The organism is Azoarcus indigens, from assembly GCF_004361735.1.
Classification (GTDB): domain Bacteria; phylum Pseudomonadota; class Gammaproteobacteria; order Burkholderiales; family Rhodocyclaceae; genus Azoarcus; species Azoarcus indigens.
Window position 1 is genome coordinate 94,432 of the sequence record NZ_SNVV01000009.1, and the last position, 22,475, is coordinate 116,906.

Below are 22,475 nucleotides of genomic sequence, written 5' to 3' on the forward strand. Positions count from 1 at the left end.
CATCCGTACCGGCTGCTATGCAACGATGCCAGGCTGATCGACGAGGCAGGCACCTGGCGGGTGGAAGGCGACCCAACCGAAGGCGCGCCGCTGGTCATGGGTCGCAAGGCCGGCATGGAGGAAGGCACCGGAGCCGCCGCCCTGCCGCGCATTGACTGCATTCGTTTTGAATCCGAACACCGCTTCATGGCCACCCTGCACCGGATCGGCACCGATGAAGACCTCATCCTGGTCAAGGGCACGCCAGAGCGCATACTGGACCTCTGCGGCCGGCAGGCTGGGCAGCAGGGCAAAGGCCCGCTGGATGCCGATTACTGACGCCACATGGCGACCGATACCGCCGCCCAGAGGCTGCGCCTTGTAGCGCTGGCGCTCAAGCGCGCTCCACCGCAGGCCGCCCCGCCGGGCATGGGCGACGTCACCGGGGGCTACACTCTGCTCGCCCCGGTCGGCATCATTGACGCACCGCGCGAGGAAGCCATCCAGGCGGTCGCCGGATGCCACCGCGCCGGCATCCGGGTAAAGATGATCACCGGCGACCATGCGGACACCGCCCGCTCCATCGGCGCCCAGCTGGCGATAGGCGGGGGCAAGCCGGCCCTCACCGGCGCCGAGGTCACGGTGATGGACGAGGCGGAACTACGCCGGGTAGCGATGGAGGTGGACGTCTTCGCCCGCGCCAGCCCAGAGCACAAGCTGCGGCTGGTACAGGCGCTGCAGGAGGATGGCCAGGGCGTCGCCATGACCGGCGACGGCGTAAACGATGCGCCGGCGCTCAAAGGCCACCTTCGGCTCAGCCAGCCTCAGCCTGCAGGAATGGAGCAAGGTCATCGCCGCCGGCATGCTGGTCTTCTGCGTTGCCGAACTGGAGAAATGGATACTGCGCAGAAACGGCTTCGCCGCCCGCCTCTCTCGCCACTGACAACCCGGACCCAGGAGAACACTATGAACCCACAACAAGACCGGACCACCGGCCTGCCGACGCGCCTGCTGCTCTGCACCGACCTCAGCGCCCGCTGCGACCGGGCGCTGGACCGCGCCGCTCTCCTCGCCAGGCACTGGGATGCGGAACTCATCGCCCTCAATGTGCTGGAGCCTCAGCAGGCGCCAGACCTGCTGCTGCGTCCACAGGAAGACGAAAACGACACCGGGCGCGAACAGGCGGCTTACCGCCAGCTCAAGCAGGACCTCGGCCAGGGCGAAGTGCGCCTGCACATCCGCATCGCCCGCGGCGACGCACTGGACGCCATCCACGCCACTACCGAGCAGGAGGGCTGCGGCCTCATCATCACAGGCCTTGCCCGCAACGAAACCTTCGGCCGTTTCCTGCTTGGCTCCACGGTGCAACGGCTGGCGCGCAAAACCACCCCACCGCTGCTGGTGGTACGGGAGCGGCCGCATGCATCCTACCGGCGCATCGTCGTGGCGAGCGACTTCTCGAACTCGTCCCGCCACGCCCTGCTCACCGCATTGCGCCTGTTCCCCGACACGCCGCTGACGCTCTACCACGCCTTCCAGGTGCCGATGAGCGCCATTGCCGACCGCATCGACTACCGGCAGATGGCCCGCGAAATTGAAGGCAGCGCCTGCGCCCAGTTCCTCGACGGCTGCGGGCTGACGACCGAGGACCGCGCACGGCTGGACATCACCATAGAACACCAGCCGCTGGAAACCGGCCTCGCCCATTATGCGCGCAAGCAGTCGGCGGACCTGGTGGTGCTCGGCACCCACGGCAGCAGCGGCCTCACTGCGCTCCTGCTCGGCAGCGCCGCGGAACGCCTGCTCGAATGGCTGCCCTGCGACACCCTCATCGTGCGCGAGCCCAAGGAAAGCTGAGCCGGTAACGCCTGGCTGGAAACAAAAAGGGAGGCTGGGCCTCCCTTTTTCATGTTGCTGAGCCAGCCGTGCTCAGCTGTGCCCGGAACGGCCGGAATGCGCCGGAATCGGCGGCGCAAAACGCTGCAGCACGTAGCCGGTCATCCCCTTAGCGAGTTCCTCTTCGCCGAAGAAGACCTGGCCAATCTTCTCCTTCACCAGCAGCACCGCCTCTTCCTCGTTGTGGGTGCGCAGCACCACCTCGATGCCGGGGTTCAAGGTCTTCGCGGTTTCCGCCATCTGGCGCACGTTCAGGGTATCGGGCGTCGCCACCACCAGCATCGCCGCATGGGCGATGTGCGCCTGGATCAACACCGCCGGCTCCGCCGCGTCGCCCGACACCGCGATGGCGCCCTGCTTGCGCAGGTCCTCCACCCGCTCGCGGTTCTGCTCGACGATCACATACGGGATGCTGCGCGCGTCCAGCGCCTGTGCAATGCGCCGTCCCACACGGCCGAAACCGACCAGCACCACCTGCCCTTCCAGGTACTTGCGCTCGGTGCTCATCGGCAGTTCGGCCAGCGGGTCCTGACGCTGTTCCAGCTTGCGCGCCAGCTCCGAGCGCTTCAGCACCCAGCGGCGCAGCGGCGAGACCGCAGCAAAGACGAAGGGATTGACCGCAATCGAGATCAGCGCCCCGGCCAGGATCAGGCTCTGCCCTTCCGCCGGCAGCAGCCCCAGGTGCATGCCCAGACCGGCCAGGATGAAGGAAAACTCGCCGATCTGCGCCAGACTGGCCGCCACGGTGAAAGCCGTGTTCAACGGATAGCGGAAAGCCAGCACCAGCAACGCCGCCGCGATCGACTTGCCGACGATGATGATCGCCACCACGCCCAGCACGTGCACCGGCTCCTCGACCAGCACCTTGGGATCGAACAGCATGCCCACCGAGACGAAGAACAGCACCGCGAAAGCATCGCGCAGCGGCAGCGACTCCTCCGCCGCCCGGTGGCTGAACTCAGATTCGCGCATCACCATGCCAGCGAAGAAGGCGCCCAGCGCGAAAGACACACCGAACAGTTCGGCCGCACCGAAGGCAATGCTGACCGCCGCCGCCACCACAGACAGCGTAAATAGCTCACGCGACCCAGTACGCGCCACCTGCCACAACAGCCATGGCAGGATGCGGCGCCCCGCCAGCAGCATCAAGGCGATGAAGGCCGCCACCTGCAGCAGGGTCTGGCCGATGGTGCGCCACAGTGGAACGTCCGCCGCCCCGCTGGCGTGGCCGCCGAGCACCCCGGCCAACGGCGGCAGCAATACCAGCACCAGCACCATTGCCAGATCCTCGACCACCAGCCAGCCGACGGCGATGCGCCCGTTCATCGACTCCAGCACACCACGCGCCTCCAGCGCCTTCAGCAACACCACCGTGCTCGCCACCGACAGGGATAAGCCGAATACCAGCCCGGCGCCCAGGCTCCAATCCCACCACCATGCCATACCCATGCCGAGCACGGTCGCCACCGCCATCTGCACCACAGCGCCTGGCAGGGCAATGCGCCTCACCGCCAGCAGGTCATCCAGCGAAAAATGCAGGCCAACGCCGAACATCAGCAGCATCACGCCGATTTCCGACAATTGCGAGGCGATACCGACATCGGCCACGAAACCCGGCGTCGCCGGTCCGATGCAGATACCGGCCATCAAATAGCCGACCAAGGCCGGAAGTTTCAGGCTCTCGGCCACGAACCCAAGGATCAACGCAAGGCCAAAACCCGCAGCCAGCGTAGTGATCAGGGATATGTTGTGCTCCATTCAGTGCTTTCCCAATGTTGTGATCGGCCACGCCAGGACACGACAAGAGGATGGATGCCGAACCGGCATCCATGCCGCGGGAGAACCAACTCCCAGAGGACCAAATTCGGGGTTTCCGGCGCTGCCAGCGCGAAATTTGCCAGTAACTGGAAATCGGGCGGCAGGAAAAACAGACACGGCGCCCTGGGTGGAGAAAATCCTTCAAGGGCTCGACGGAACATGAAGCTGAATGCCCGCCTCGATACCGCTCGAATCGCTTATCGACGTTGCTTGGCCCGCTGCGGCCGGCCTTCCCATGACCGCAGCAACACGCTCATACATCCTGGCGATGGTTCCCAGACAGTACCATCTCGAAAAGGGTTCGCACAGAAATTGCCTTCATGAACCGGAAATCTCGGAGATGAGACCGGCCGGCCAGAAGGGGGCGCCGTTGCTGTCGCCCGCCCAAAAGAAAAAGCGGAAGCCCCAAGGGACTTCCGCCTTCTCATTCAGCAAACCTGAACGCCGGCATCAATCGTTGTTGAACACGCCGAGCAGGTGCAGCAAGCTGGTGAAGAGGTTGTAGATCGAGACGTACAACGTCACCGTCGCCATGATGTAGTTGGTTTCGCCACCATGGATGATATTGCTGGTCTCATACAGGATCAGGCCGGACATCAGCAGCACGAACATCGCCGATACCGCGAGGGAGAGGCCCGGCATGTTGAAGAACACCGCACCCAGACCAGCCAGGAAGGCCACCAGGATACCCACCATCAGGAAGCCGCCCATGAAGGAGAAATCCTTGCGGGTGGTCAGCGCATAGGCGGACAGGCCCAGGAAGATCGCCGCGGTGCCGCCCATCGCCTGCATCACGATCATGCTGCCGTTGGGCAGCGACAGATAGGCGGACAGGATAGGCCCCAGGGTATAGCCCATGAAGCCGGTCAGCGCGAATACGCAGAGCACGCCCAGGCCGCTGTTGCGGAACTTGGTCGTCAGGAACAGCAGGCCGAAGTAGCCTACCAGCGTGATGATCAGCCCGGGGTGAGGCAACTGAAGGGCAAGCGAGGCACCGGCGACCACAGCGGAGAACGCCAGCGTCGCGGCCAGCAGCATGTAGGTGTTGCGGATGACCTTGTTCGTCGAGACGACGGCGGCTTCGCCGCGGGTCATGGGAGTTGCCATACGGTTTTCCATGGCGGGAATACCTCCTGTGCGAATTTGAGGCCCTCAGTCTAGCTGAGACGCCCCGATCGGGAAATATGATTCAGGAAACATTAAAAAAACATTCAGACACCACTGGAGGCCAAGGCCGGCGCCCGGGGGCGCTCACCGCGCTGATGCCGCCGCAAGCGCTGGGCCAGGACCCGGGCCACGCGGTCGGCCGCTTCATCCACCGCAGAACGCACGTCGATCTGGGTGATCGCAAAAACCACGTCAGGCAGATTGCGCAGCCGCAATTGAACCACGCAACGCTTGTCAGCGCCGCCGCGCGGACCGTTCACATCGGCCACCTTGATGCGGGCCCACTGGATGTGATCGCGAAAGCGGCCGATCGCAAAACGCATCCGCCGCGCCACATAATCCCGCATTCCGGAGGTTTCGTCGAAACCGTCACAGCGCAGATCGATTCGCATGGGAAGCTCCTATATGTCTGATGCAGTTGCCAACAGGCCGAAAAACCTGTCGGATGCTAGGGTCTCAGACTGTTCGGCAAAACCCAGGTTCAACAGAATCTTTATCCGTTTTCATAGAACTTTAAGAAATTGCTCAACTACAAGCAGCTTCACCATTTCTGGAATGTCGCCCGGGCCGGCGGCATCGTGCGCGCGAGCGAACGTACCGGCCTCGCGCCGCAAACACTTTCCGGCCAGATCGCAGCCCTTGAGAGCACGCTGGGCATTACCCTCTTCCGCCGCCAGGGTCGGCGGCTCGCACTCACCGAAACCGGCCAGATGGTGCTCGGCTACGCCGAGGAGATTTTCAGGCTCGGCAGCGAACTTGAGGAGGCGCTGAGCAACCGCTCTACCGGCCGCGCCATTCCCTTTCGTGTCGGCATTGCGGACGTGGTTCCCAAGGCCATCGCGTATCTCTTGCTGGCCCCTTCCATGGCGTTGACCGACCCGCTGCGCATCGTCTGCCGGGAGGGCAAACTGGATGGGCTGCTGGGCGAACTCGCCATCCACAAGCTGGACGTCGTGCTGGCAGACTCACCGATGCCGGCCAACACGGACGTGCGCGGTTACAGCCACCGCCTGGGCGAATCCTCCATCAGCTTCTTCGCCTCTCCCGCACTGGCCGCAACGCTGGACGGCTCCTTCCCCGCCTGTCTGGATGGCGCGCCCATGCTGCTTCCGGGAATGGAGGCAGCGGTGCGCGGACCGCTGATGCGCTGGATGGAAACCCAACGGGTCAGGCCCCGCATCGCCGGCGAATTCGACGACAGCGCCCTGATGCTGGCCTTCGGTGAAGCCGGCGTCGGCCTCTTTCCTACCGCCTCGCTGCTCGCCGAGCAGATCTGCAGCAAGCACGGCTTGCAACGCATCGGGGACGCGGAGGACGTCACCGAGTCCTACTACGCGATTTCCGTCGAGCGCCGACTGAGGCATCCGGCAGTTGTCGCGATCGGCACCGCCACACCAAAACTGGAAGGAAACCCGCCCAGCGGCGAGCAACAGCACCGGACGAACAAGCGGAGCGCTGGCTAACGGCACAACAACGCCGAGGAAACAAGCAGGGGAAAATGGTGCCGGGAGAGGGAACCGAACACCCCTTTATCAATTGGATTTGACGAAGTGATGGGGAGTTTTTGGGGAGATCGCTTGCCGGGGATCGTACGGACTGATCAGGGCAAAGGGCAGTGCGGCCGCATGCTGCCCATCAATCGCAAGAGCAGCGAGTGATTGGCTAGGTCTTATCTGACCGCACTCGACGACTGACTCACTTGACCGGCTTGATCACCGCAGGCATGTCATCAACATTAGGCAGATTTACTTGGATCGGCGGCACCCATCGGACGTCGCGCCGGCGACGGTCAGCCGGAATTGGCGTACCCTCATCATCAATCCGCCGCCCGCTCACGAATGTATGCCAGTGCGCGCGGCGAACATGGCCGCGCGGGCCGGCATGAGCGGCGCCGCCATCGGTTTCTGCAGCATGATAAGCGGCACGCAGCGCAGCGCCCATGCGGACGCCGACATCCCAACTTGTAGGCTTGTCCGCCGCAAAAAGCCGCCAGCCACGCTTAGTCCGCTTGGGGATGGGGTTGGCTGGCCGACGGTCACCAGCGCCAATTTCTGCCGCCTCGGCGCACAGGTACAGCAATAACGAAATGATGGGCTCGACGACGGGCCGCAATGCATCAGCCTGTCCGACTGGTAGCGCACCCATACCAAGACCCAGCGCCTGCACGCTGGCGGTATCGATCATGCGCTGAATGGATTCGGCGAGCGACCATGCGCCAAGATGCAGCGGCAGCGGGGCAAGCCCCGACGCAGCATCGAGCACAAGCCGCAGCTCGACCCGCCCGTTGTTTGGGTCATCTTCCAAGTGCGCGAAAAATCCGTGGAGCGGATTGGCTGCAATCTGCAAGCCGGGCGTCTCGACATACACGCACCACTCCGGCAACCGGTAAAGGATTTCGTGCGGGATGTCGCCGCTGACCGGGGTGTCGATGAGACGCTCATACAGCGCCGGGTCGAACCGATAGATGCCCTGCGTGACGCGCCATGCCATGAGCGCCCCCAGGGCGCCGACATCTGCCATGAGACGGATCGGCACCCTGTTCGGGCCGCCGCCGCTGACGATAGCGTAGGCAGCGGCAAGCGGCAGGTAGCACCAGTCCGCCCAGTCCGGGAGGCCCTGACCTCGGTCGACGCGAAAATCGTCCGCGGCCTTCCAGGCGCCGGGGTAGCGCCGTCCGATGGCTTCGAGGTGGTCGCGGGGGCGACAAGTGCGCTTTTCGAATTGCGACGGCATGCGCGACCTCACCAAGCACCGCGCCAGGCGATGTCAGGGGGCATGGCCGCCAGCGCTTTTGCAGCCGCTTCGGGATCGCGCCAAAACGCGGCATGTGCGCCGTGTAGGATAAAGGGGTTGTCGTAGGAGCCGGCAGCGAAGACAGGCTTGTACGGGCGGTTTGTCGCTTTACCGGCATGGACGAAAAGACGGCCATCGTAGCTGTCTAGCGCGTACCTGCGCGTAACGCCGTCGGGATCGATGATGGTGGCTTCCTGCATGGATCTTCTCCTAATCGTTAGAAGACCGCCCGACTCTCGCCGGGCGGCGAGAAACTACTTACCCTTGATGATCTCGGTAGCAGCTTCGCGCCAGCAGTCTATGAAGGCGCCGGCATTGACATTGCCATCACCCTTAAACGGGCGGCGGTCAATCCACCAGCTGGCCGGCTTGGCTTCGAGGCAAGCAAGCACCTGCTCGACGATCTGAAGATTGGCGGGGTTTCCTGCAGCCGCTTTGCGGGACTTTTCGGCCAGCGCATTGATTGCCGGCATCAGCTCAGCCTTGATTGCTTGCGCCCACTTAACTTGCTTTTCGGTACCTTCCATTTTCGATCTCCTTTCGAGATTTTTCCGGCTACTCACCGCCAGCTGGTGGTGGATGCGGTGCATCCATGAACTGAATTATACACGAACATTGTTCGTATGCAAGATGTTTTCAGCCTCCCCCTTTCCCAGCGACCTTGATCGAGAACAGTTCCCACAGCCCTGGGTGCATACGACGGGCATTCGTTCCACCCGTCGCATCTTCCCACTGCTGCCAGTTTCGTGGCGTCGCATGCACGAGCTCAGCGGCCTGCGCTTGCGTCAGCCCGGCCGCTTCGCGCGCGGCTTTCACTTCGCCTGGGGATGGCTTCACGCGCGTCTCTGCATGTCGGCCGGTATTAGACACAGGACTTCCTTTGGGGCAAAGATTGCATAGCCGTTAGTGCCGTACTGATTTGCGATGTCGATCGCCTCAGCCGCTGCCGCCTCTGGCCCCCCGCCGGCAACGTCTCCTGCGTACTTTTTCTTCCCGACCGCAAAGGACCAACGGTACCGCCCTGGCATTGACGGGTATTGAGTAATCGATATCGATATTCTGTTCATCACTCAAATTTCTCCATCCACTCCCGCACAAAACCCATTATCAACTTGAACTCAATATCACCCATAAGGTCCGCGCCATCCTCTTGAATGCGCGCATACATCATAAGATTCACGATCCTATGCACCCAGCCACAGGGCGCAAATTTTTCATTATCCCTAGCTTCGCGCCAAGCCCTGAAGGATTCGCATGCGGAGAATTCAGGGCGGTCTAGCGCTAGAGAAATCTGGTAAGCAAGCCCCCGATACAGCTCGATCACCGCAGCCTTGTATTCAAACGGCGGCACAAAACCATCTTCAAATCCAACCAGGCGGCCATCAATGATCAACTTGTGTGCGGCGAGGTCGGCGGCGGCATCGAAATATTCAACGGCTGCGCGCACGTTTTTTGAAATAGCGAAATCAGATATGAGCGACATTGCATTCTCCTTTCGAGGCTTCTCCGGCTACTCACCGCCGGCTGGTGGTGGATGTGGCGCATCCATGAACTGAATTATACACGAACATTGTTCGTGCGCAAGACGTTTATATTCACACGGCACTGCCATGTGCCGCGCTGGCGGCCGGACTCGCGCCCTACTCTCCCACGCATTAATCGACGGCTGCAGACGTCTGCACCGGGGCGTATCCCCGCCCCATCTCCGCGATGATGCGTTGGCAGGCCGCCAGCTTTACGGCGTGCCGGCCGAGGCTGGCGCGGAGGGCGTCGTAAGCGGGCTCTGCTTCGGGGGCGAGGACGGCACCGGGGTTATCAGCTTGTCCAGCAGCGGCAGCGGGTCCGGCTCCGGCTCCATCACCCAGGCCGGCACGGTCGGCGGTGCCGGGCACTCCTGCGGTTGGGATCGGGGGGCAGACGGCTGCGACGCGCAGGCGGACAGCGCCAGCGCTGCGAGCAGCGCGCAGATCGGCATTGGCTTGCTCATGCTGGGATAGCTCCTGGTATCCGGATTGATCGATTGCCGCGATGCGCGCCTGGGTGTCGGCCTCCCAGGCGCGGGCGGCGAGGTTTGCGGCGGTGCGCGCATCCGCCGCGGCCTGGCGCTCGGTTGCAACCTCGGCGCGTTGCTCGGCGAGGGCTTGCCCCAGCCGCCAGCCGTTGGCCGCCCAGCCGGCCGCGCCTGCCGCCGCCAGGGCGAGGCCAGCGGCAACGGCCAGGGCGGCGGTGCGGTAGGGTTCCAGGGCGTCAAGCATGGGCGGGGGCGCCGACGTCGGCCAGGGCTTGCCGGTAGCACGCCGGCCAGCGCTTGGGATGCGGCTGGCCGGGGCTCCAGGTTCGCCTGGGCGCGGCGTACAGCGCCCAGGCGGCATCGATGTCGCCGATTGCAGGCAAGGGCGCCGGATCGGTCCACAGCAGCAAGCGGGCAAAAGCAGCAGCCAGCACGTCATCCTGATCCAGGGCGAGATAGACGCCGCTGGCCGTGGTCGGCACGCATCGAGCGGCGCACACGGCCGCCGCCAGGGCACTGCTGGCACGGTGGCGCAGCACGCCGGCCACACCCCCGCCCTGCTCGAACTGCCAGTAGCCGCGCGCCGGGCCGCGCACTTGGCGGCGATGGACAAAGCCGGACTCCTGGTAGCCGATGGCGTGCAGCATCACGCGCGCGGCGGGGCTGTCCATGACCGCCGGCAGCAGCGCCAGGGCTTGATTGATGGCCGCCAACGGCGGCACTCCGAACTCACTCATTGTCGTCCTTTGACGTCGTACCATGTCGCCACGCCCATGTATGCCCCGGTGAGGGTGAGCAGGCCGCAGACCACGGTGACAAGAAAGCCCTCAAAGTCAGCCAGGCGGCCGGCGCGGTCGCTGACGGCAAGCGTCAGCACGGCCGCCGTCAGCGCAAAGACTGCATAGAGGGACTGGAAGGCGATGCGGCGGCGGTAGCGCCACCGCAGATTGACTTGCTCTATGGGTTCCTGGTCCATCACTTTGGCCCCACCAGCGCGGCGCGCCACAACGCAAACACGCACCAGCCGAGGAAGCCCAGCAGCCCCCACTTGGCCAGCTCGAAACGCAGCTTGGACCAGAAGGCCGCACGGGCTTCGATCCGCGCCATCTCGGCTTCGTGGTAGCGGCAGTGGCCGGCGGGGTCGCCGTCCGGGAAGCCGCTCCGGATCAGGTCTTCCATTGAGCCCAGGCGCTCATCCAGCCGCCTGGCCAGCTGCTGGTCTATCACGTCCACCGCCTCGGCGAGGGTGTGGGGCGGTGCGCGGCGGTGCTCCTGGCCGTCCCACTCGCCCGGCGGGGTCATGCAGGCCACCCGGCAGTCACGTCGATTGCCTGCAGCGCGGCCACGTCGTCGCCGGCGGCGGTAATGGCATCTTCGATGCGCTGGCGCACGCCGGTGAGTGCGCCGTGTACAAGGCGGTAGGCCTCATCCTTGGCGACGATGCGGGCGGCCAGCTCGGCGCGGTCCAGCTCGCGGGCGGCGGCGGCGGCATCAATCCAGGGCGTTGCGGCGCCGGCATCGGCGAGCAGGGCGCGGGCTTCGCTGATCTGGATCGGCCAGCTTTCCCGCTCGCTTGCGGGATACGGGGCGGCGATGACACTGACGCGCCGCTCGTACTCCACAGCCAGAGCCGCCAGGGCGGCCCGGCGCAGATCCGCCGCAAGATCGGGCGGCGGAAGTGTTTCGCTGAAAAGCTCATCAGCCCCAACGTCATCCGGGCCGGCAACGGATCGCCAGCCCATACCATCTTTCCGGATTGCATAACTCACAGATTGTCCTCCCAACCCGAACAATAAATCGCACTGGATGCGAAATTTGATGCCCAATAAATATTCGTAGACTCCAGCATCAACTCACCCTGCACGGATGGCGTTGCCCCGGTGGGCACCGTATTGTCAAACCCCGTTGTGCCGGTAATCGATGCAACCGAACTGCTATTGACCTGGACAGCGCCTCCCCCTCCGGTGTATGTCTGCAACTTTATGATTGATGCAGTGGGAGGCACGAAAGCCCCGACAGCGGCAGCGACAAGTGTTGTTCCGATCGTGCCGGCGACGCCCGATGCCATTTGCGGCGTCAAAGTTAGATTTGAGCCGGCAGCGGGTTTGTAACGGACGCTGCGGCCGCTCTGAATAAACGACAGCGGATACTTGTTCGCGGTGGAGTCAGTCCGGAACCACCCGATCCGGGCCTTTAGCGTGTATCCGGCCGGCATCGTCGGCGAGGTCGCAGACAGCGAGAACAACCAGTTTCGGGCGCCGTCCGCCTTCCCGATACGCCAGATCGAATACCAGGTCGACGCGGCGAGCACTCCAGCATCTAGTCCTCCAGCTCCGACTGTTGTCGTCGTAATCGTCCCGGCTACGTTGTGCTCTGAGACGTAGCCTCCACTCCCATTTCCGAGCACCAGGTCGTCGTAACTGACTGCGATAGATGGGCCGGTGCCGGCGGCAGAGAGCTTCAGATTGCTAAACGCGCCTTGTATAGCGCCAGGCGCCAGCGCATCAAGCACAACAAAATCCACGCCGTCATACTCGACATCCGCGACAAGCCCGGCGGCGATCACCGCCGCTTGCTTCGTGCCGGCGGCGTCGTACTGCTTGATTGACTTGTTGCCCAGCCCGTTGACGTTGAGCACGTCCGCGCCACTGCCAGCCGCGTGGAACTTGACGCGCAGCCGAACGCCCTCGGCGTAAGCAGCGAGGGCGGGCGCCAGGGCAAGGGCGAAGCTTGGCGCAGCGCCGGTGGTGGTGCCGCCGAGCACTACCCGGCCGCGAAGGAAGGCCGTGATCGCGGCCAGCAGCTGGGTCACATCGCCTTCATCGGGGTCCAGGCCGGCCGCCTGGATCACCGACAGAATCTCATCGGTGACCGCGTTGCCCCAGGCCGCCGGGATCAGCGACCCTACCTGCCCGGTGCCGGCATCCTCATCAACAAATTTGCCGCCCACCAGACCGACGCCTGGCACGCTTGCGGGGTAATCCATGTGCTACTCCGTGTAGTCGATTTGCGGGACGGTGTGCGCGGGCGCATACCGGTGGATCAAACATTCCAAGCCGCTGGCGGGGTTGGCGCCGTAGCGCTCACCCCAGTTGGCGGCGCCCCACCGGCGGCCCGCCTGAAGCCGGCCGCCGGTCTGCAGCACCCAAACAAATTGCGCATCCCAGTTGCCCCAGCGAGCGGCCCCGAAACCACGCCGATGGCCGAAGCGCGGCGCCCGGCGCTCGATCACCCGCGCGTTGGGGTAGCCCTGCTGCTGGGCGAGGCCGACGAAGTAGGCCGGGGTTTGCGCGCCGACCGCGACCAGGCGCTGGCGCACCGAGGCTTGGCGATCTTCAAAGGCCGGCGAGGTGCCCAGGCAGGGGTCTGGCAGGGACATCACCCGCTCCCAGTCCGGCACCAGCTCGCGCACGGACCAGGGGTCCGACTCCTGCAGGGCGTCGTAGCCGCGTTGATCCACCCGGGCGAACTCCTGTGCCAGGGTGGCGAGCACCAGCGCCACCGAGGCGCCGGCCTCCCCTTCCCAGGCGGGACCGGGCGGCAGCAGGTCGAGCAGCTGGGCGGCGTAGTCCGCCGCGGTGCGCCTCACAGCCATGTGACGCCCCCATATGTAATCAGCTCATTCGCGGCGGCAGTGACATCGGCCGAGGGGGATAGCAAGGTGTGGTCAGTCTCGCCCTCTGCGCTGCTGATGGCCTCATGGATGTGCGTCCAGAGCAGCGAGCCGCCCAGGTCGGACTCGCTGTCAATCAGCGCCGCCAGTGCCCGCTCCACGGCCGCGCGCACTGCTGGCGTGTTGGGTGTGACTGACAGCTGGAAGGTGACCGGCTTGGCAACCGGGGCGAGCACGTATAGTTCCGCGGTAACCGGGCGCTCGGCCTGGATGTAGGCTTCCACCTCGGCCAGGGCGGCGGCATCCGGGAAAGGGTCCGGATCGTCGTCGCGCATCACGAACACCCCCACCGTGCCCGGCCCCATCCAGCGGCGGACGCACCAGGCGCGCGTAACGCCGGACACCTCGCCCGCCCAGGTCACGTAATCATCAGCGTCGCCACCGTGCGCGATCACTCGATATGAGCGAATCACGCGCTGGCGCAGGGACTCCACCGACTCTTGATCCACCCCGCCCGCCAGGCCGCCGGCAGCCACCGTGAAGGCATCTGCTACGCCGACAACCGGCGACACCAGCGAGAGGGCTTCGCCCGCGCCGAGGTTGCCCACGGCGCCGGCATCCACCGCCACCAGCTCGGCGGTGCCGCTGCTGCCGGCCAGGGTGACATCCGCCACCAACTGGTAGCGCCGGCCATCGGTGTGCTGCAGCAGCGCGCCGGCCGGCAGCAGCGCGCCGGCCGCGCCGGTGAAGAGTGCGGCGCCGGAGGCGGCAACGGCGGCAATGCGAGGCACCTTGAGGCGCAGCAGCGCCTGCCGCTCCAGCGTTTCCTCGTCGGCGGTGTCGGGCAGGATCTGAGCGGCAATCCAGTCCAGGTAGCCATACAGACCATAGGCCGCGCCGGCATGCACACGGGCCATGACCTCGGCATCAGACTGGCGCAGCGCCGAGGCGGCCAGATCATCCGCCGCGCGCCCGACCAGCACCGGCAGCGTAGGCGTATCAAACGGCATGGATTACCCCCCAGGTATCGTCAAAGCTGTATTCCAGCCGGCCGCTGGCGGTAACGTGGATCACTACCCGCATGCGTAGCTGGTCTGTGCCGTAGCGCTCGGTCTGTATTTCCACCGCTGAAGCCACACCGTCGTCAATCAGCCACTGCAGCGCCTCGCGGGCGTAGGTTTCGGCGTCGCGCAGAGTCTCGGCAGTGAGCTTGCGGCGGCGGAGCAGCCACAGTCGCGAGCCGATGCGATCTCCGGCGCCGCGGGGCACGCTGTCGCCCCACCAGCCGTAGCGCTCGGCGTCGTCTATCGGGTCGTCTGCACTGGCCCGGCGCCAGGTAAAAAGGCTGATAGCGACCGCCCGACCCAGCGACGTGCGCTGGTCGGTTTCCGTTGCCAATTGCATGGCTTACATCCTCTGATTGGGCTCGTCCGTGGGGCCGCCGCTGTCGTTTTCGGCGTGGTCGTGGCCGTTGTAGATGTCGCGCATCGCAGCCATCGTCCGGCCGTCTGCAGCGTCACAGCGGTCGCGGATGTCGCCGGTGACCTTCAGCACCTCGGTTTCCATTCGCACCTCGGGTGCATTCGTCAGCGTGATGGCCTGGCCGGCGCCATCAATCACGATGCCGGCGCGGGTGAGGTGGATGCGGTGGCCGATGTCGTCATACAGGCACACCTCGCCGGCTTCCAGGCCGGTGATGCGGTAGCGGCGGTCCGCCACCACCAGCACCACGCCGTGCGAGCGGTCCCCGCCCATGAAGGCCGCCAGCGCCTCGGCGCCGGGCAGCGGGTGGGCAGTGAGACCGTAGGCCTCCAGGTGCTCGATACCGCCCTTGGGCTCGCCGGCCATCAACCGCAGCTGCAGCTCCTGGAGCTTGCGGCCGGCGGCGGCCAGCACAACGACACCGCGGGTCAGCATGGTTTGCAGTCTGCTCATTCCTTGTCCCAGTCCGCCGGCAGCAGATACTCGAAGTTGTCCGCCTTGCCGCCTTTTTTTAGCTTGCGCTTGCGGTACGGGTCTTTCGGTTCGGGCAGGAAGGCGTCCGGCGGCGCTACTGTGAGCGTGGCGATAGTGCCGCCGCTGCTCTGCGCGTAGGTGACCTCGGATATCAGCATGTCCCTGTCCAGCCCCATCAGCGGATCGACCACGCGGACGATGAGGTTGGGTACCCACAGCGCGCCATTGCTCTGCCGCCAGCCCTGGACGGTGTAGGTAAACGCCAGCGCTTTGCCGATGCGGTTGCCCCGCTCCCAGTTCGCCCGGCCCTGCGCCAGGGCGGTGGTGAGCTGGCCGGATTGGTTGATCACCAGCACCCGGCGGCGAGCGGTGCGGGGGTCGGTTGCAGACGCCTGCACTTCGCTGGCCGCGGCACCGAATACCTCGTCGGTGCCGCGCTGCTGGCCGATCACCCGGTACTCGGAAAACACGCCGGAGAAGTCCAGCGGGCCATCGCCGGTCAGGATGTTTTTTCCCGCCTCCAGTTTGTCGTGCGCCAGGCCGGCGCTGCCCGGCTCGACAATGACCAAGCGGCCGGCGCCGTCATCGCTCGATAGCAGGCGCGAGAGCGTAAGCAGCCGGTCGATCGACTCGAACACCGTTTCGCCCGGCTCTATGGTGTGATCGACCAGGGCGGCAGTCTCGGCCACCTCGCTACGCACCTTGACGCCGTACTCCCCGGCCAGCGCGGCAACGATCTGCTGCACGCTCTGATTACGCCACTGGCCGGACTTGTTGATGGCCGAGCAATCCACCAGATCGGCGGTAAGCGAACGGCCGCTGATGCCCAGCGTGATCGACTGGGCGTCGTACCGGCGGGGCGTGGCGAACACCCAGCCGGTAAGCACCAGGTCGGCGCCGATGCGCACTTCCGCGCGGGCGCCCTGCTCTATCGGGATCTCGATATCCTGCCCCGGCCACTTCCAGGTGATCGACAGCGTAAAGTCCCGCGCCTGGCGCTCGATACCGGCGCTGATGCTGACGTCCTTCCACCCGGCGTAATCCATGCCGTCCACTGTGAGGGTGACAGCGTTGGGGTCCAGCTCTGCCATGGGGCACCTCAGCGTGATGCGATCTGCAGCGCCCTGGACGGCAGGAAGCCGGGGTGGGCGATGCGGTTGCGGGTGACGATCTCCCCGCCGCGGGTTGCATCGCCGTATTGCCGATAGGCCAGCACCAGGGCCGGCACGGTATCGAGCGGGGTAATCTGCTGCAGCCGCACGCCGGAGGCGGCCACGGCGGTGAGGTGGCGATCTACTTGGCCGCGCAGCTCCACCAGGGCCGGGTAGTGGCCGTGATCCGCCCGCAGGGCGGCAGACCAGATCGCGGCGCGCAGGGCGTTGCGGGCGGCAATCACGTCATCCGCCACCGGCACTTCCGGGCGCTCCGGCGGGCGCAGGATCTGCTGATCCAGCCCGCCCGGCTCCAGCTCGGCCGGGGGCGTGGTGACTTCCAGCAGCGCCACCTCGGCCGCCGCGGCGGCGAAGGTGGCGGCCTGCACCAGGTCGGCCGCGGCCTGCACCGCGGCCACCGTGTCGGCGCCGCCGGCAACGGCGATGCCTTCCAGCTCGCCGGCAGCGATGGCGCTGGCCGCGATGGCCGCCACCCCGCCGGCGTAACCCTTGCTGGAGGTGGTTCCGTCCAACGTGTCGAAGTAGCTGACAAAGAGCGTGGAGAGATTGCCGGGCGCGTTGATGAGGGTATCCACCAGCGCCTGCGCGCCCTTGATCACATCCGCCACCGGCCGGAACTCGCGGGCGATCACCGCTTCGATGCGCGACACCGCATTCCGGGCCGCGTTGATGTTGATGCGCGCGGTATTCACCGCGTCCATCACCTTTCGATAGCGCGCCAGGGCACTTTCCCAGGCGGCGGAGCGGGCGGTTTCCACCCGCTTCTGCGTGTTCGTTGTTGCGGTCGGCGTGGCCGGCTTAGACCGGCCGAACACGAACACCATGTCGAACCGCACTACCCCGCCCTCGCGCTTGTCATGCGAGACGGTGCAGTCCGTGGCGGTGACGATCATCCGGCCGTACCAGGGATGCACCAGCTCGCCTTCGCCGGCCTGCTCCAGCGCCGCTTGCAGGGCGTCGCGGCGGTCGAAGCAATCATCCCCAGCCACCCAGCCGGTAATACTGTATTGCCGCAGGCGCAGGCCCATGTCCTCTACATAGGCCTCATCCCGCTTGGGGTACTCATGCACTTGCGTGCGGCGCCCCACCGGCGTGGATTCGCGTTCCACGCCGAAGGGCACGCCGCGGAACGATGCGGACAGCAGGCGCTCGCGCCATGTCGCCATTTATGCCCCTCCCATTGCAAGGCTGCGATAGCCCACGCGCGGGGTTATCGACAAGCCTGGTTGATTGGTTTCCGCCGGTTCGACGCGCATGCCCGGCGGGGCGCCCTCAAAGCGAACCGTCATATCGCCCTCAATCCGCGAACGCGTGCTGGCAGTCTGTTGCACCAGGTTTTCGTAACCGACGCCGGTGCTTGCCTGGGCGGTGTCGCTGACCAGGCCGAGGCGCTTACCCACCGCCGCGGCGCCGTTGATGATCGGATCGACATAGGGCCGGATGCGCTCCCACAGCCCGCTGAACCAGGCCACAATGGGCTCCCAGTTCTTGATGATCATCGCAAGCGGGTTGAAACCGGCTGTCGCCAGGAACATGTCATAGCCGGCGCTAACCACGCCGGTAATCCTGTCCCACTGCTTGCCAAACCACGGGCCGACGTCGCTCCAGTTGGCGATGATCAAGCCCGCCCCGAGCGCGATGCCGCGCACCAGGAGACCAAGCGGGCTCATGGCGGTAACCGCGTTCATCACCTTCAGCGCCACTGTGAGGCCGAGGACGCCAATCCGCAGGGCCGCGAAGCCCACGGCGGCCCCCACCAGCCCCTTGATAACCCAGGGGTTCGCCTTCACAAACTCTGCCGTCTGTTCGATGATCGGGCCGAAGGCGGCCGCCCCTTCGCGGATACCCGGCGTGAATACGTTGCCGACCGCCTTGGCGAGGCCTAGCGCCCGGTTCTGCAGCAGTACCAGGGAGTTCGCGGTAGTGTCCGCCCGCGCGGCGTATTCCTTCTCCATGCTGCCGGCGGTGGCCGCAGCATCCCCCGCCATTTCGAAGTTCTTTTTGAGCAGATCCAGATTGGTCAGCATGGGCGCGATAGCGCCGATGGACTCGCGGCCGAACATCGTGGTGAGCACCGATGCCTGCTGCGCCTTGTCCACCTTGCTGATGGCGGTGAGCACCTTGATGATGGTGCCCTGGGCGTCCTTCTGCATGGCCGCCGCCACTTGCTTGGAATCCATCCGCAGGGCGGCAAACATCTGCCGCTGCTGCTTCGTTGCCGCGGCGCCGGCCGTCAGCGTGAGCATGAAATTCTTCATGCCCGTTCCGGCCACTTCCTCCTTAACGCCCACGCCGGCCAGGGTGGCGCCCATCGCCGCGATCTGGCTGGACGCCAAGCCAGCCACCTTGCCCAGCGGACCAATGGCGGTAACGATGGACGAGATTTGCTGCGCGCTAGCCGGGCCGTTGTTGCTCAGGTAGTTGATCTTGTCGGCCAGATCCACCACTCCGGCCTGGGTCAGCTTGAAGCTGGTGCGCCACTTCGCCATCATCTCGCCGGACTGGTCGGCGGTCTGGTCGAAGGCAATGCCCATCTTGACGGCATCTTCGGCAAAGCCGGCCAGCTCTTCGCGGGCGAAACCGGCCTGGCCGCCGGCGGCGAAAATTGCAGATATCTCCTTTGCCAGCATCGGCAGGCGATACGACATTTTTGTGATGTCGTCGCCCATCTGCTGGAATTGAGCAGGAGTCTCGAAATCGACCACCTTCCGCACGTCGGACATGGCGCTTTCGAAATTTATGGCCTCCTTGATGCCCTTGACGAAGGGGTAGGCAAAAGCCCCGCCCTTGGCAATATCCATGATGTCGATATTGCCAAGGCCGCTACTCACCAGCTCCTTGCGAAACCCGGCCACCTTCCTTCTGACGTCGCCCAACACGGGCGTGAGCTTGTCGACGCCCGTGATGAGCGCTTTCAGCTGGAACTTATCCGCCATTGGTGGCACCTGCGAGCTTGTTGATGCGGCGCGCCTGCTCGGCGTGCTCGCTCAGGACATCAAGAGGGGAGTCCAGCATTTCCGCTGGAGACGTACGCCAGAACCAAGCAAGGTCGTACGCCCTGGCGGTCAGCTCTTCGACGCTGCCGAAGACGCAGTCGGGGCCGTCATGAAAAAACCGCAGACCTCCCAGGCCAGCTGGTTGATATCGACGGGGTCCAGTCCATCGATCACGCTGGGCGGCAGCTGGGAAAGCTCAGCCACGTACGCGCAGACGACCGTCATGTCCGGCGTCACTGACTCGTCGGACTGGATCTTGTAGGGCAGGCGGCCGATCTTCCGGACTTGCTTGGTGGTGGGCCGCGGCAGGTTCAGCTCGGTGATGGTTTCATCTCCGTGGGTTAGCGGGCAGGTGAGTTTCATTGCCACACCCCCTTCACACCCTCAAACCGGTACTGGATCTTGCCTTCGTCGCTACTGGTGGAAGGCTCTTCCACCAAGTAAGCGCCCGTGAGCGTATAGACCCGGCCATTCTTGAATTCGACGGTAACCGTCATATTCGTGGCCTCGGCCAGGGTTTCAATTGGCAGGTCCGCAGTGTGGGCAACCTCCACCACCACGAACGGAACCCTGTCCTCTTCCTTGAACACGCCCGGCGCGATGGACTCGCGGATGTAGGGCGACACGGGCGCCTCCACCGCGCCCGTAACCGTGAACTGCGTGCCGTCCGCCTTGACGTAGGCGGTGCCGGCGATCTTCTGACCCATGTGGCCACCTCAAAATAAAAAGCCCGCCGAGGCGGGCTTGGTTGGTGCTGTGCGGCCCGATCAGGCCGCCGCCGGGTACTGCAGGCGGAACTGGTTGAGCAGCGCGAACACGCGCAGCTGATTGACGTAGTCCGGCGGGAAGAGCACATCCAGCCGGTTCGGGTTGCTGGCGTTGCGTTCCACGATCAGGTTCTTCGCGAACAGGTCGGCGTTCTCCACGATACCCGCCTGCTCCAACTCGTAGTAAGCGGCGATCAGCTCGGCCCGGATCACGCTCGGCGTGACGATGGCCTGCCCGGCGCCGAAGCGGGTGCCGTCGTTGGCGAGCTTGTGGCGGCCGTACTTGCTGGTGATGCGGGACCGCAGATAGCGCACGATGTGCGCCGTCTGGTGCATGGTCTCGGAGTCCAGGTAGCTGTCATCCGGCTGGCCGTATGCGTTTTTCTGATACGTGGTAACCGCCCGCTCGGTCCGCAGCGCACCGCCCTCATAGGTTCGCGTCGCGATGCCATAGCCAAGCAGGCTCTGCCGCTCCATCTTGGTAAAGCGGTCGCTCGCAGGGGCTGGGCGCAAACCTGTGAGTTCGCCGGTTTGCGTCGGTCGGGCAGGGTCGGCGCTGATAAACACCGCCGTACGGGCCGCATAGGCAGCCGCTTCGACCCACACCGGCGACGGGGCCGTGGTCTCCATACCCACCACCGTAACGTGCTGATCGTTGCGCAGCTGGCCGGCGGCCACCAGGGCGCCCAGCGTGCCCCGCTTCGCGCTGTACACATGGCCGTAAAGCTGCTTGATCCAACTCCAGCGGCCGCTGCTGTCGCCCATCACCACTTGCCACACATCAAGCGTTGCCGTGTCAGACCACGGCAACGTGATGAACTCGAACTCCTCATCGCCTAAGGCGGCCGTGGCTGCAGCCATGTCGGGCGCGCCCGCGCCACCTGCCATTGCCGTGATGACGATGCCAAGCCCTGCGGGGATACTCTCCCCCGCATCCCGCCCCAGGAAGTTGAGGACCATGCGGATATCGTTGCCCAGGACGCCCGCAAACTTGGCGGTGACGGTGACGACGCCGGCCGCCGCCGAGGCGGTTACCGGCAGATCCGGGTTGGCATTGATCGCAGCCGCCAACGCCGTCGCTACCGTGGCCGCAACATCTGCCGCCACCACCGCGGCCTGAACCCGCGTGCCAGCGATGTACAGACTCAGCAGGCCGCTAGCGGTGGCCGGGCCGGTAATGGTGACCGTGCCCGCCGCTGCAGCGCCGACGCCTTTGGGAAGCGGCAAGCACCAGACCTCGCCAAAGGGATCGGAGAGCCGGTGCGCGGCATACATCGCGGCCAGCATGGAGCCTTGGCCGCCGATGGCGTTTGCCAGCGACTGGCTGGAGACCAGGGTGAGCTTGCCCAGCTCTTCGGGCACCTGACCGTCATTCACCTGGCCGATGATCAAGCGGCGCAAAGTGGTGCCACCACTGTTCGCCATCGAGTTATCGACTTCGGCGTAAAACAGCGGAACGCGGGCGTTCGAGGGGATATCGTTGAACGAGATAGACATTACTCAGCCCCCTTCTTCGCAGCCTTCGGCACGTCGCCCGGCGCGGTTTCGGTGACGTCGCCATCCTGCAGGCGGCGCATCCAGTAGGCATCCAGCGGCACAGGGCGGCCGGACTCGGGCAGCAGGTCGCCCCGTGCCGGATCGGGCACAGCGCGACCCGCCACCGGGTACAGGGTGACGGTAGTCATGGGGTTTCCTCGGGTAGGTTCAGGGTGATGCCAGCTTCAATCCGGCCATCCGGGCCGGGGTACTGCAGGTTCTTGTCGGCCATCGGATCGACGGCATCCAGGGCGATATCCAGCCCCTCCAGGGGCAGCAGGCCGTCCAGCTCCCATTCCTGCCAGGTCTCGGCCGGGTCGGCGCCATCATTGCGCCCGAGCTGGAACGCCGAGGAAAAGCCGAATCGATAGACCACGCGGGCGCGGTTGATGAGCAGCAGGCCGCCGCCGTCGTACTGGATAGGCTCCAGCTCGGGCGAGGGGCGGAAGCCCACCAGCGCCCGCCACAGCTGGGCGCGGATGTCGTGCACCGCATCGGCCGCGATCACGCCCGCCTCGTCCTCCTGGTCCAGCACCACACACACGTCGAACTCATCGGCGATGTCCTGCTGGACCACGTTGTCCGCCTGGGACGGTGCGGCCTCGTCGCCCGTCATCACCACGTAAGCCGCAGGCAGGGCCATCTTGGCGCTGGCCGCCATGGCGGGGTCCCAGTCCAGGCCGCCAGCGACACGGCCGCCGAAGGTCGGGCAGCGATCCCGGATCTGATTTACCAAGGGGGTTAGCTTCATTTGGTCCGGGCATAAAAAAA

29 protein-coding genes are annotated in these 22,475 nt (G+C 65.2%); 3 read left to right on the top strand and 26 right to left on the bottom strand.

All coding sequences use genetic code 11. The annotated features are described in order from the left end of the window. The first annotated feature begins 12 nt into the window (after window positions 1-12). Together C7389_RS25445 and C7389_RS25450 are read left to right on the top strand one after the other, a co-directional pair. A complete protein-coding gene (locus tag C7389_RS25445; protein ID WP_281275380.1) occupies window positions 13-318 on the top strand; it encodes a hypothetical protein in 306 nt (101 codons plus the stop codon). 6 nt (window positions 319-324) lie between these two features. Beyond that, the gene (locus C7389_RS25450) at window positions 325-1,836 is read left to right on the top strand and encodes a universal stress protein (RefSeq protein WP_246034729.1); all 1,512 of its coding nucleotides are present in this window, start codon (window positions 325-327) and stop codon (window positions 1,834-1,836) included. A 72-nt stretch (window positions 1,837-1,908) separates the two neighbouring features. On the opposite strand, the gene C7389_RS11830 is transcribed toward C7389_RS25450, so the two are convergent. From C7389_RS11830 to C7389_RS11840, 3 genes are all read right to left on the bottom strand, one after another. Then, entirely contained in the window at window positions 1,909-3,633 is a 1,725-nt protein-coding gene (locus C7389_RS11830; protein ID WP_133591618.1) for a cation:proton antiporter domain-containing protein, read from the bottom strand. Between the two features lie 510 nt (window positions 3,634-4,143). Beyond that, the gene (locus C7389_RS11835) at window positions 4,144-4,812 is read right to left on the bottom strand and encodes a Bax inhibitor-1/YccA family protein (RefSeq protein WP_133591620.1); all 669 of its coding nucleotides are present in this window, start codon (window positions 4,810-4,812) and stop codon (window positions 4,144-4,146) included. A gap of 92 nt (window positions 4,813-4,904) precedes the next feature. Continuing rightward, window positions 4,905-5,252 (bottom strand): HPF/RaiA family ribosome-associated protein, encoded by a 348-nt coding sequence (locus C7389_RS11840; RefSeq protein WP_133591622.1) that lies wholly within the window; start codon window positions 5,250-5,252, stop codon window positions 4,905-4,907. A 129-nt stretch (window positions 5,253-5,381) separates the two neighbouring features. Between C7389_RS11840 and nhaR the strand changes: the two genes are divergently transcribed. Continuing rightward, window positions 5,382-6,323: a transcriptional activator NhaR gene (nhaR, locus tag C7389_RS11845; RefSeq protein ID WP_133591624.1), complete on the top strand. Its 942-nt coding sequence runs from the start codon at window positions 5,382-5,384 to the stop codon at window positions 6,321-6,323. A 232-nt stretch (window positions 6,324-6,555) separates the two neighbouring features. Here nhaR and C7389_RS11850 read toward each other — a convergent pair whose 3' ends face one another. The 23 genes from C7389_RS11850 to C7389_RS11960 form a co-directional block, all read right to left on the bottom strand. After that, window positions 6,556-7,593 (bottom strand): AcrVA2 family anti-CRISPR protein, encoded by a 1,038-nt coding sequence (locus tag C7389_RS11850; RefSeq protein ID WP_133591626.1) that lies wholly within the window; start codon window positions 7,591-7,593, stop codon window positions 6,556-6,558. Between the two features lie 8 nt (window positions 7,594-7,601). Then, the gene (locus tag C7389_RS11855; RefSeq protein ID WP_133591628.1) at window positions 7,602-7,853 is read right to left on the bottom strand and encodes a hypothetical protein; all 252 of its coding nucleotides are present in this window, start codon (window positions 7,851-7,853) and stop codon (window positions 7,602-7,604) included. Between the two features lie 54 nt (window positions 7,854-7,907). Continuing rightward, window positions 7,908-8,180: a hypothetical protein gene (locus tag C7389_RS11860; RefSeq protein WP_133591630.1), complete on the bottom strand. Its 273-nt coding sequence runs from the start codon at window positions 8,178-8,180 to the stop codon at window positions 7,908-7,910. Window positions 8,181-8,289: 109 nt separating this feature from the next. Further along, window positions 8,290-8,490 carry a helix-turn-helix domain-containing protein gene (locus tag C7389_RS11865; RefSeq protein WP_133591632.1) on the bottom strand — a complete coding sequence of 67 codons (201 nt, stop codon included), beginning with the start codon at window positions 8,488-8,490 and terminating at the stop codon, window positions 8,290-8,292. A 229-nt stretch (window positions 8,491-8,719) separates the two neighbouring features. Next, window positions 8,720-9,136: a hypothetical protein gene (locus C7389_RS11870; RefSeq protein WP_133591634.1), complete on the bottom strand. Its 417-nt coding sequence runs from the start codon at window positions 9,134-9,136 to the stop codon at window positions 8,720-8,722. A 172-nt stretch (window positions 9,137-9,308) separates the two neighbouring features. After that, on the bottom strand, window positions 9,309-9,908 hold the full coding sequence (locus tag C7389_RS11875; RefSeq protein WP_162851723.1) for a lysis system i-spanin subunit Rz: 600 nt from the start codon (window positions 9,906-9,908) through the stop codon (window positions 9,309-9,311). Next, window positions 9,901-10,401, bottom strand: coding sequence for a hypothetical protein (locus C7389_RS11880; protein WP_133591638.1), 501 nt, complete (start codon window positions 10,399-10,401; stop codon window positions 9,901-9,903). The genes C7389_RS11875 and C7389_RS11880 overlap by 8 nt, the downstream gene beginning before the upstream one ends. Beyond that, window positions 10,398-10,640 (bottom strand): hypothetical protein, encoded by a 243-nt coding sequence (locus C7389_RS11885; protein ID WP_133591640.1) that lies wholly within the window; start codon window positions 10,638-10,640, stop codon window positions 10,398-10,400. Before C7389_RS11885 ends, C7389_RS11880 begins: the two co-directional genes overlap by 4 nt. Next, on the bottom strand, window positions 10,640-10,966 hold the full coding sequence (locus tag C7389_RS11890) for a hypothetical protein (protein ID WP_133591642.1): 327 nt from the start codon (window positions 10,964-10,966) through the stop codon (window positions 10,640-10,642). The genes C7389_RS11885 and C7389_RS11890 overlap by 1 nt, the downstream gene beginning before the upstream one ends. After that, a complete protein-coding gene (locus C7389_RS11895; protein WP_211342511.1) occupies window positions 10,963-11,406 on the bottom strand; it encodes a hypothetical protein in 444 nt (147 codons plus the stop codon). The genes C7389_RS11890 and C7389_RS11895 overlap by 4 nt, the downstream gene beginning before the upstream one ends. 23 nt (window positions 11,407-11,429) lie before the next feature. Further along, complete coding sequence (locus tag C7389_RS11900; protein WP_133591644.1) at window positions 11,430-12,650, bottom strand: hypothetical protein; 1,221 nt, start codon at window positions 12,648-12,650, stop codon at window positions 11,430-11,432. A 3-nt stretch (window positions 12,651-12,653) separates the two neighbouring features. Beyond that, window positions 12,654-13,259: a YmfQ family protein gene (locus tag C7389_RS11905; RefSeq protein ID WP_133591646.1), complete on the bottom strand. Its 606-nt coding sequence runs from the start codon at window positions 13,257-13,259 to the stop codon at window positions 12,654-12,656. Continuing rightward, window positions 13,250-14,287: a baseplate J/gp47 family protein gene (locus tag C7389_RS11910; RefSeq protein ID WP_133591648.1), complete on the bottom strand. Its 1,038-nt coding sequence runs from the start codon at window positions 14,285-14,287 to the stop codon at window positions 13,250-13,252. Before C7389_RS11910 ends, C7389_RS11905 begins: the two co-directional genes overlap by 10 nt. Then, window positions 14,277-14,681, bottom strand: coding sequence for a phage GP46 family protein (locus C7389_RS11915; RefSeq protein ID WP_133591649.1), 405 nt, complete (start codon window positions 14,679-14,681; stop codon window positions 14,277-14,279). Before C7389_RS11915 ends, C7389_RS11910 begins: the two co-directional genes overlap by 11 nt. Before the next feature lie 3 nt (window positions 14,682-14,684). After that, window positions 14,685-15,212 carry a phage baseplate assembly protein V gene (locus C7389_RS11920; RefSeq protein WP_133591651.1) on the bottom strand — a complete coding sequence of 176 codons (528 nt, stop codon included), beginning with the start codon at window positions 15,210-15,212 and terminating at the stop codon, window positions 14,685-14,687. Then, window positions 15,209-16,324 (bottom strand): phage baseplate assembly protein, encoded by a 1,116-nt coding sequence (locus C7389_RS11925; RefSeq protein WP_133591653.1) that lies wholly within the window; start codon window positions 16,322-16,324, stop codon window positions 15,209-15,211. The genes C7389_RS11920 and C7389_RS11925 overlap by 4 nt, the downstream gene beginning before the upstream one ends. Window positions 16,325-16,332: 8 nt before the next feature. Beyond that, window positions 16,333-17,571, bottom strand: coding sequence for a DNA circularization protein (locus tag C7389_RS11930; protein WP_133591656.1), 1,239 nt, complete (start codon window positions 17,569-17,571; stop codon window positions 16,333-16,335). Next, window positions 17,572-19,341, bottom strand: coding sequence for a phage tail tape measure protein (locus tag C7389_RS11935; protein ID WP_133591658.1), 1,770 nt, complete (start codon window positions 19,339-19,341; stop codon window positions 17,572-17,574). A gap of 129 nt (window positions 19,342-19,470) precedes the next feature. After that, window positions 19,471-19,764 (bottom strand): phage tail assembly protein, encoded by a 294-nt coding sequence (locus tag C7389_RS11940; RefSeq protein ID WP_133591660.1) that lies wholly within the window; start codon window positions 19,762-19,764, stop codon window positions 19,471-19,473. Then, the gene (locus C7389_RS11945) at window positions 19,761-20,108 is read right to left on the bottom strand and encodes a phage tail tube protein (RefSeq protein ID WP_133591662.1); all 348 of its coding nucleotides are present in this window, start codon (window positions 20,106-20,108) and stop codon (window positions 19,761-19,763) included. The genes C7389_RS11940 and C7389_RS11945 overlap by 4 nt, the downstream gene beginning before the upstream one ends. Window positions 20,109-20,168: 60 nt before the next feature. Then, the gene (locus C7389_RS11950; protein ID WP_133591664.1) at window positions 20,169-21,665 is read right to left on the bottom strand and encodes a phage tail sheath subtilisin-like domain-containing protein; all 1,497 of its coding nucleotides are present in this window, start codon (window positions 21,663-21,665) and stop codon (window positions 20,169-20,171) included. After that, complete coding sequence (locus C7389_RS11955) at window positions 21,665-21,853, bottom strand: DUF2635 domain-containing protein (RefSeq protein WP_133591666.1); 189 nt, start codon at window positions 21,851-21,853, stop codon at window positions 21,665-21,667. The genes C7389_RS11950 and C7389_RS11955 overlap by 1 nt, the downstream gene beginning before the upstream one ends. Next, window positions 21,850-22,455 carry a phage tail terminator protein gene (locus tag C7389_RS11960; protein WP_133591668.1) on the bottom strand — a complete coding sequence of 202 codons (606 nt, stop codon included), beginning with the start codon at window positions 22,453-22,455 and terminating at the stop codon, window positions 21,850-21,852. Before C7389_RS11960 ends, C7389_RS11955 begins: the two co-directional genes overlap by 4 nt. Window positions 22,456-22,475: the final 20 nt, after the last annotated feature.

Coding starts and splice junctions, on each gene's coding strand:
- C7389_RS25450 (WP_246034729.1), top strand. CDS start 325: ATGGCGACCGATACCGCCGCCCAGAGGCTGCGCCTTGTAGCGCTGGCG.
- C7389_RS11830 (WP_133591618.1), bottom strand. CDS start 3,633: ATGGAGCACAACATATCCCTGATCACTACGCTGGCTGCGGGTTTTGGC.
- C7389_RS11835 (WP_133591620.1), bottom strand. CDS start 4,812: ATGGAAAACCGTATGGCAACTCCCATGACCCGCGGCGAAGCCGCCGTC.
- C7389_RS11840 (WP_133591622.1), bottom strand. CDS start 5,252: ATGCGAATCGATCTGCGCTGTGACGGTTTCGACGAAACCTCCGGAATG.
- C7389_RS11850 (WP_133591626.1), bottom strand. CDS start 7,593: ATGCCGTCGCAATTCGAAAAGCGCACTTGTCGCCCCCGCGACCACCTC.
- C7389_RS11855 (WP_133591628.1), bottom strand. CDS start 7,853: ATGCAGGAAGCCACCATCATCGATCCCGACGGCGTTACGCGCAGGTAC.
- C7389_RS11860 (WP_133591630.1), bottom strand. CDS start 8,180: ATGGAAGGTACCGAAAAGCAAGTTAAGTGGGCGCAAGCAATCAAGGCT.
- C7389_RS11870 (WP_133591634.1), bottom strand. CDS start 9,136: ATGTCGCTCATATCTGATTTCGCTATTTCAAAAAACGTGCGCGCAGCC.
- C7389_RS11875 (WP_162851723.1), bottom strand. CDS start 9,908: ATGCTTGACGCCCTGGAACCCTACCGCACCGCCGCCCTGGCCGTTGCC.
- C7389_RS11880 (WP_133591638.1), bottom strand. CDS start 10,401: ATGAGTGAGTTCGGAGTGCCGCCGTTGGCGGCCATCAATCAAGCCCTG.
- C7389_RS11885 (WP_133591640.1), bottom strand. CDS start 10,640: ATGGACCAGGAACCCATAGAGCAAGTCAATCTGCGGTGGCGCTACCGC.
- C7389_RS11890 (WP_133591642.1), bottom strand. CDS start 10,966: ATGACCCCGCCGGGCGAGTGGGACGGCCAGGAGCACCGCCGCGCACCG.
- C7389_RS11895 (WP_211342511.1), bottom strand. CDS start 11,406: ATGGGCTGGCGATCCGTTGCCGGCCCGGATGACGTTGGGGCTGATGAG.
- C7389_RS11900 (WP_133591644.1), bottom strand. CDS start 12,650: ATGGATTACCCCGCAAGCGTGCCAGGCGTCGGTCTGGTGGGCGGCAAA.
- C7389_RS11905 (WP_133591646.1), bottom strand. CDS start 13,259: ATGGCTGTGAGGCGCACCGCGGCGGACTACGCCGCCCAGCTGCTCGAC.
- C7389_RS11910 (WP_133591648.1), bottom strand. CDS start 14,287: ATGCCGTTTGATACGCCTACGCTGCCGGTGCTGGTCGGGCGCGCGGCG.
- C7389_RS11915 (WP_133591649.1), bottom strand. CDS start 14,681: ATGCAATTGGCAACGGAAACCGACCAGCGCACGTCGCTGGGTCGGGCG.
- C7389_RS11920 (WP_133591651.1), bottom strand. CDS start 15,212: ATGAGCAGACTGCAAACCATGCTGACCCGCGGTGTCGTTGTGCTGGCC.
- C7389_RS11925 (WP_133591653.1), bottom strand. CDS start 16,324: ATGGCAGAGCTGGACCCCAACGCTGTCACCCTCACAGTGGACGGCATG.
- C7389_RS11930 (WP_133591656.1), bottom strand. CDS start 17,571: ATGGCGACATGGCGCGAGCGCCTGCTGTCCGCATCGTTCCGCGGCGTG.
- C7389_RS11935 (WP_133591658.1), bottom strand. CDS start 19,341: ATGGCGGATAAGTTCCAGCTGAAAGCGCTCATCACGGGCGTCGACAAG.
- C7389_RS11940 (WP_133591660.1), bottom strand. CDS start 19,764: ATGAAACTCACCTGCCCGCTAACCCACGGAGATGAAACCATCACCGAG.
- C7389_RS11945 (WP_133591662.1), bottom strand. CDS start 20,108: ATGGGTCAGAAGATCGCCGGCACCGCCTACGTCAAGGCGGACGGCACG.
- C7389_RS11950 (WP_133591664.1), bottom strand. CDS start 21,665: ATGTCTATCTCGTTCAACGATATCCCCTCGAACGCCCGCGTTCCGCTG.
- C7389_RS11955 (WP_133591666.1), bottom strand. CDS start 21,853: ATGACTACCGTCACCCTGTACCCGGTGGCGGGTCGCGCTGTGCCCGAT.
- C7389_RS11960 (WP_133591668.1), bottom strand. CDS start 22,455: ATGAAGCTAACCCCCTTGGTAAATCAGATCCGGGATCGCTGCCCGACC.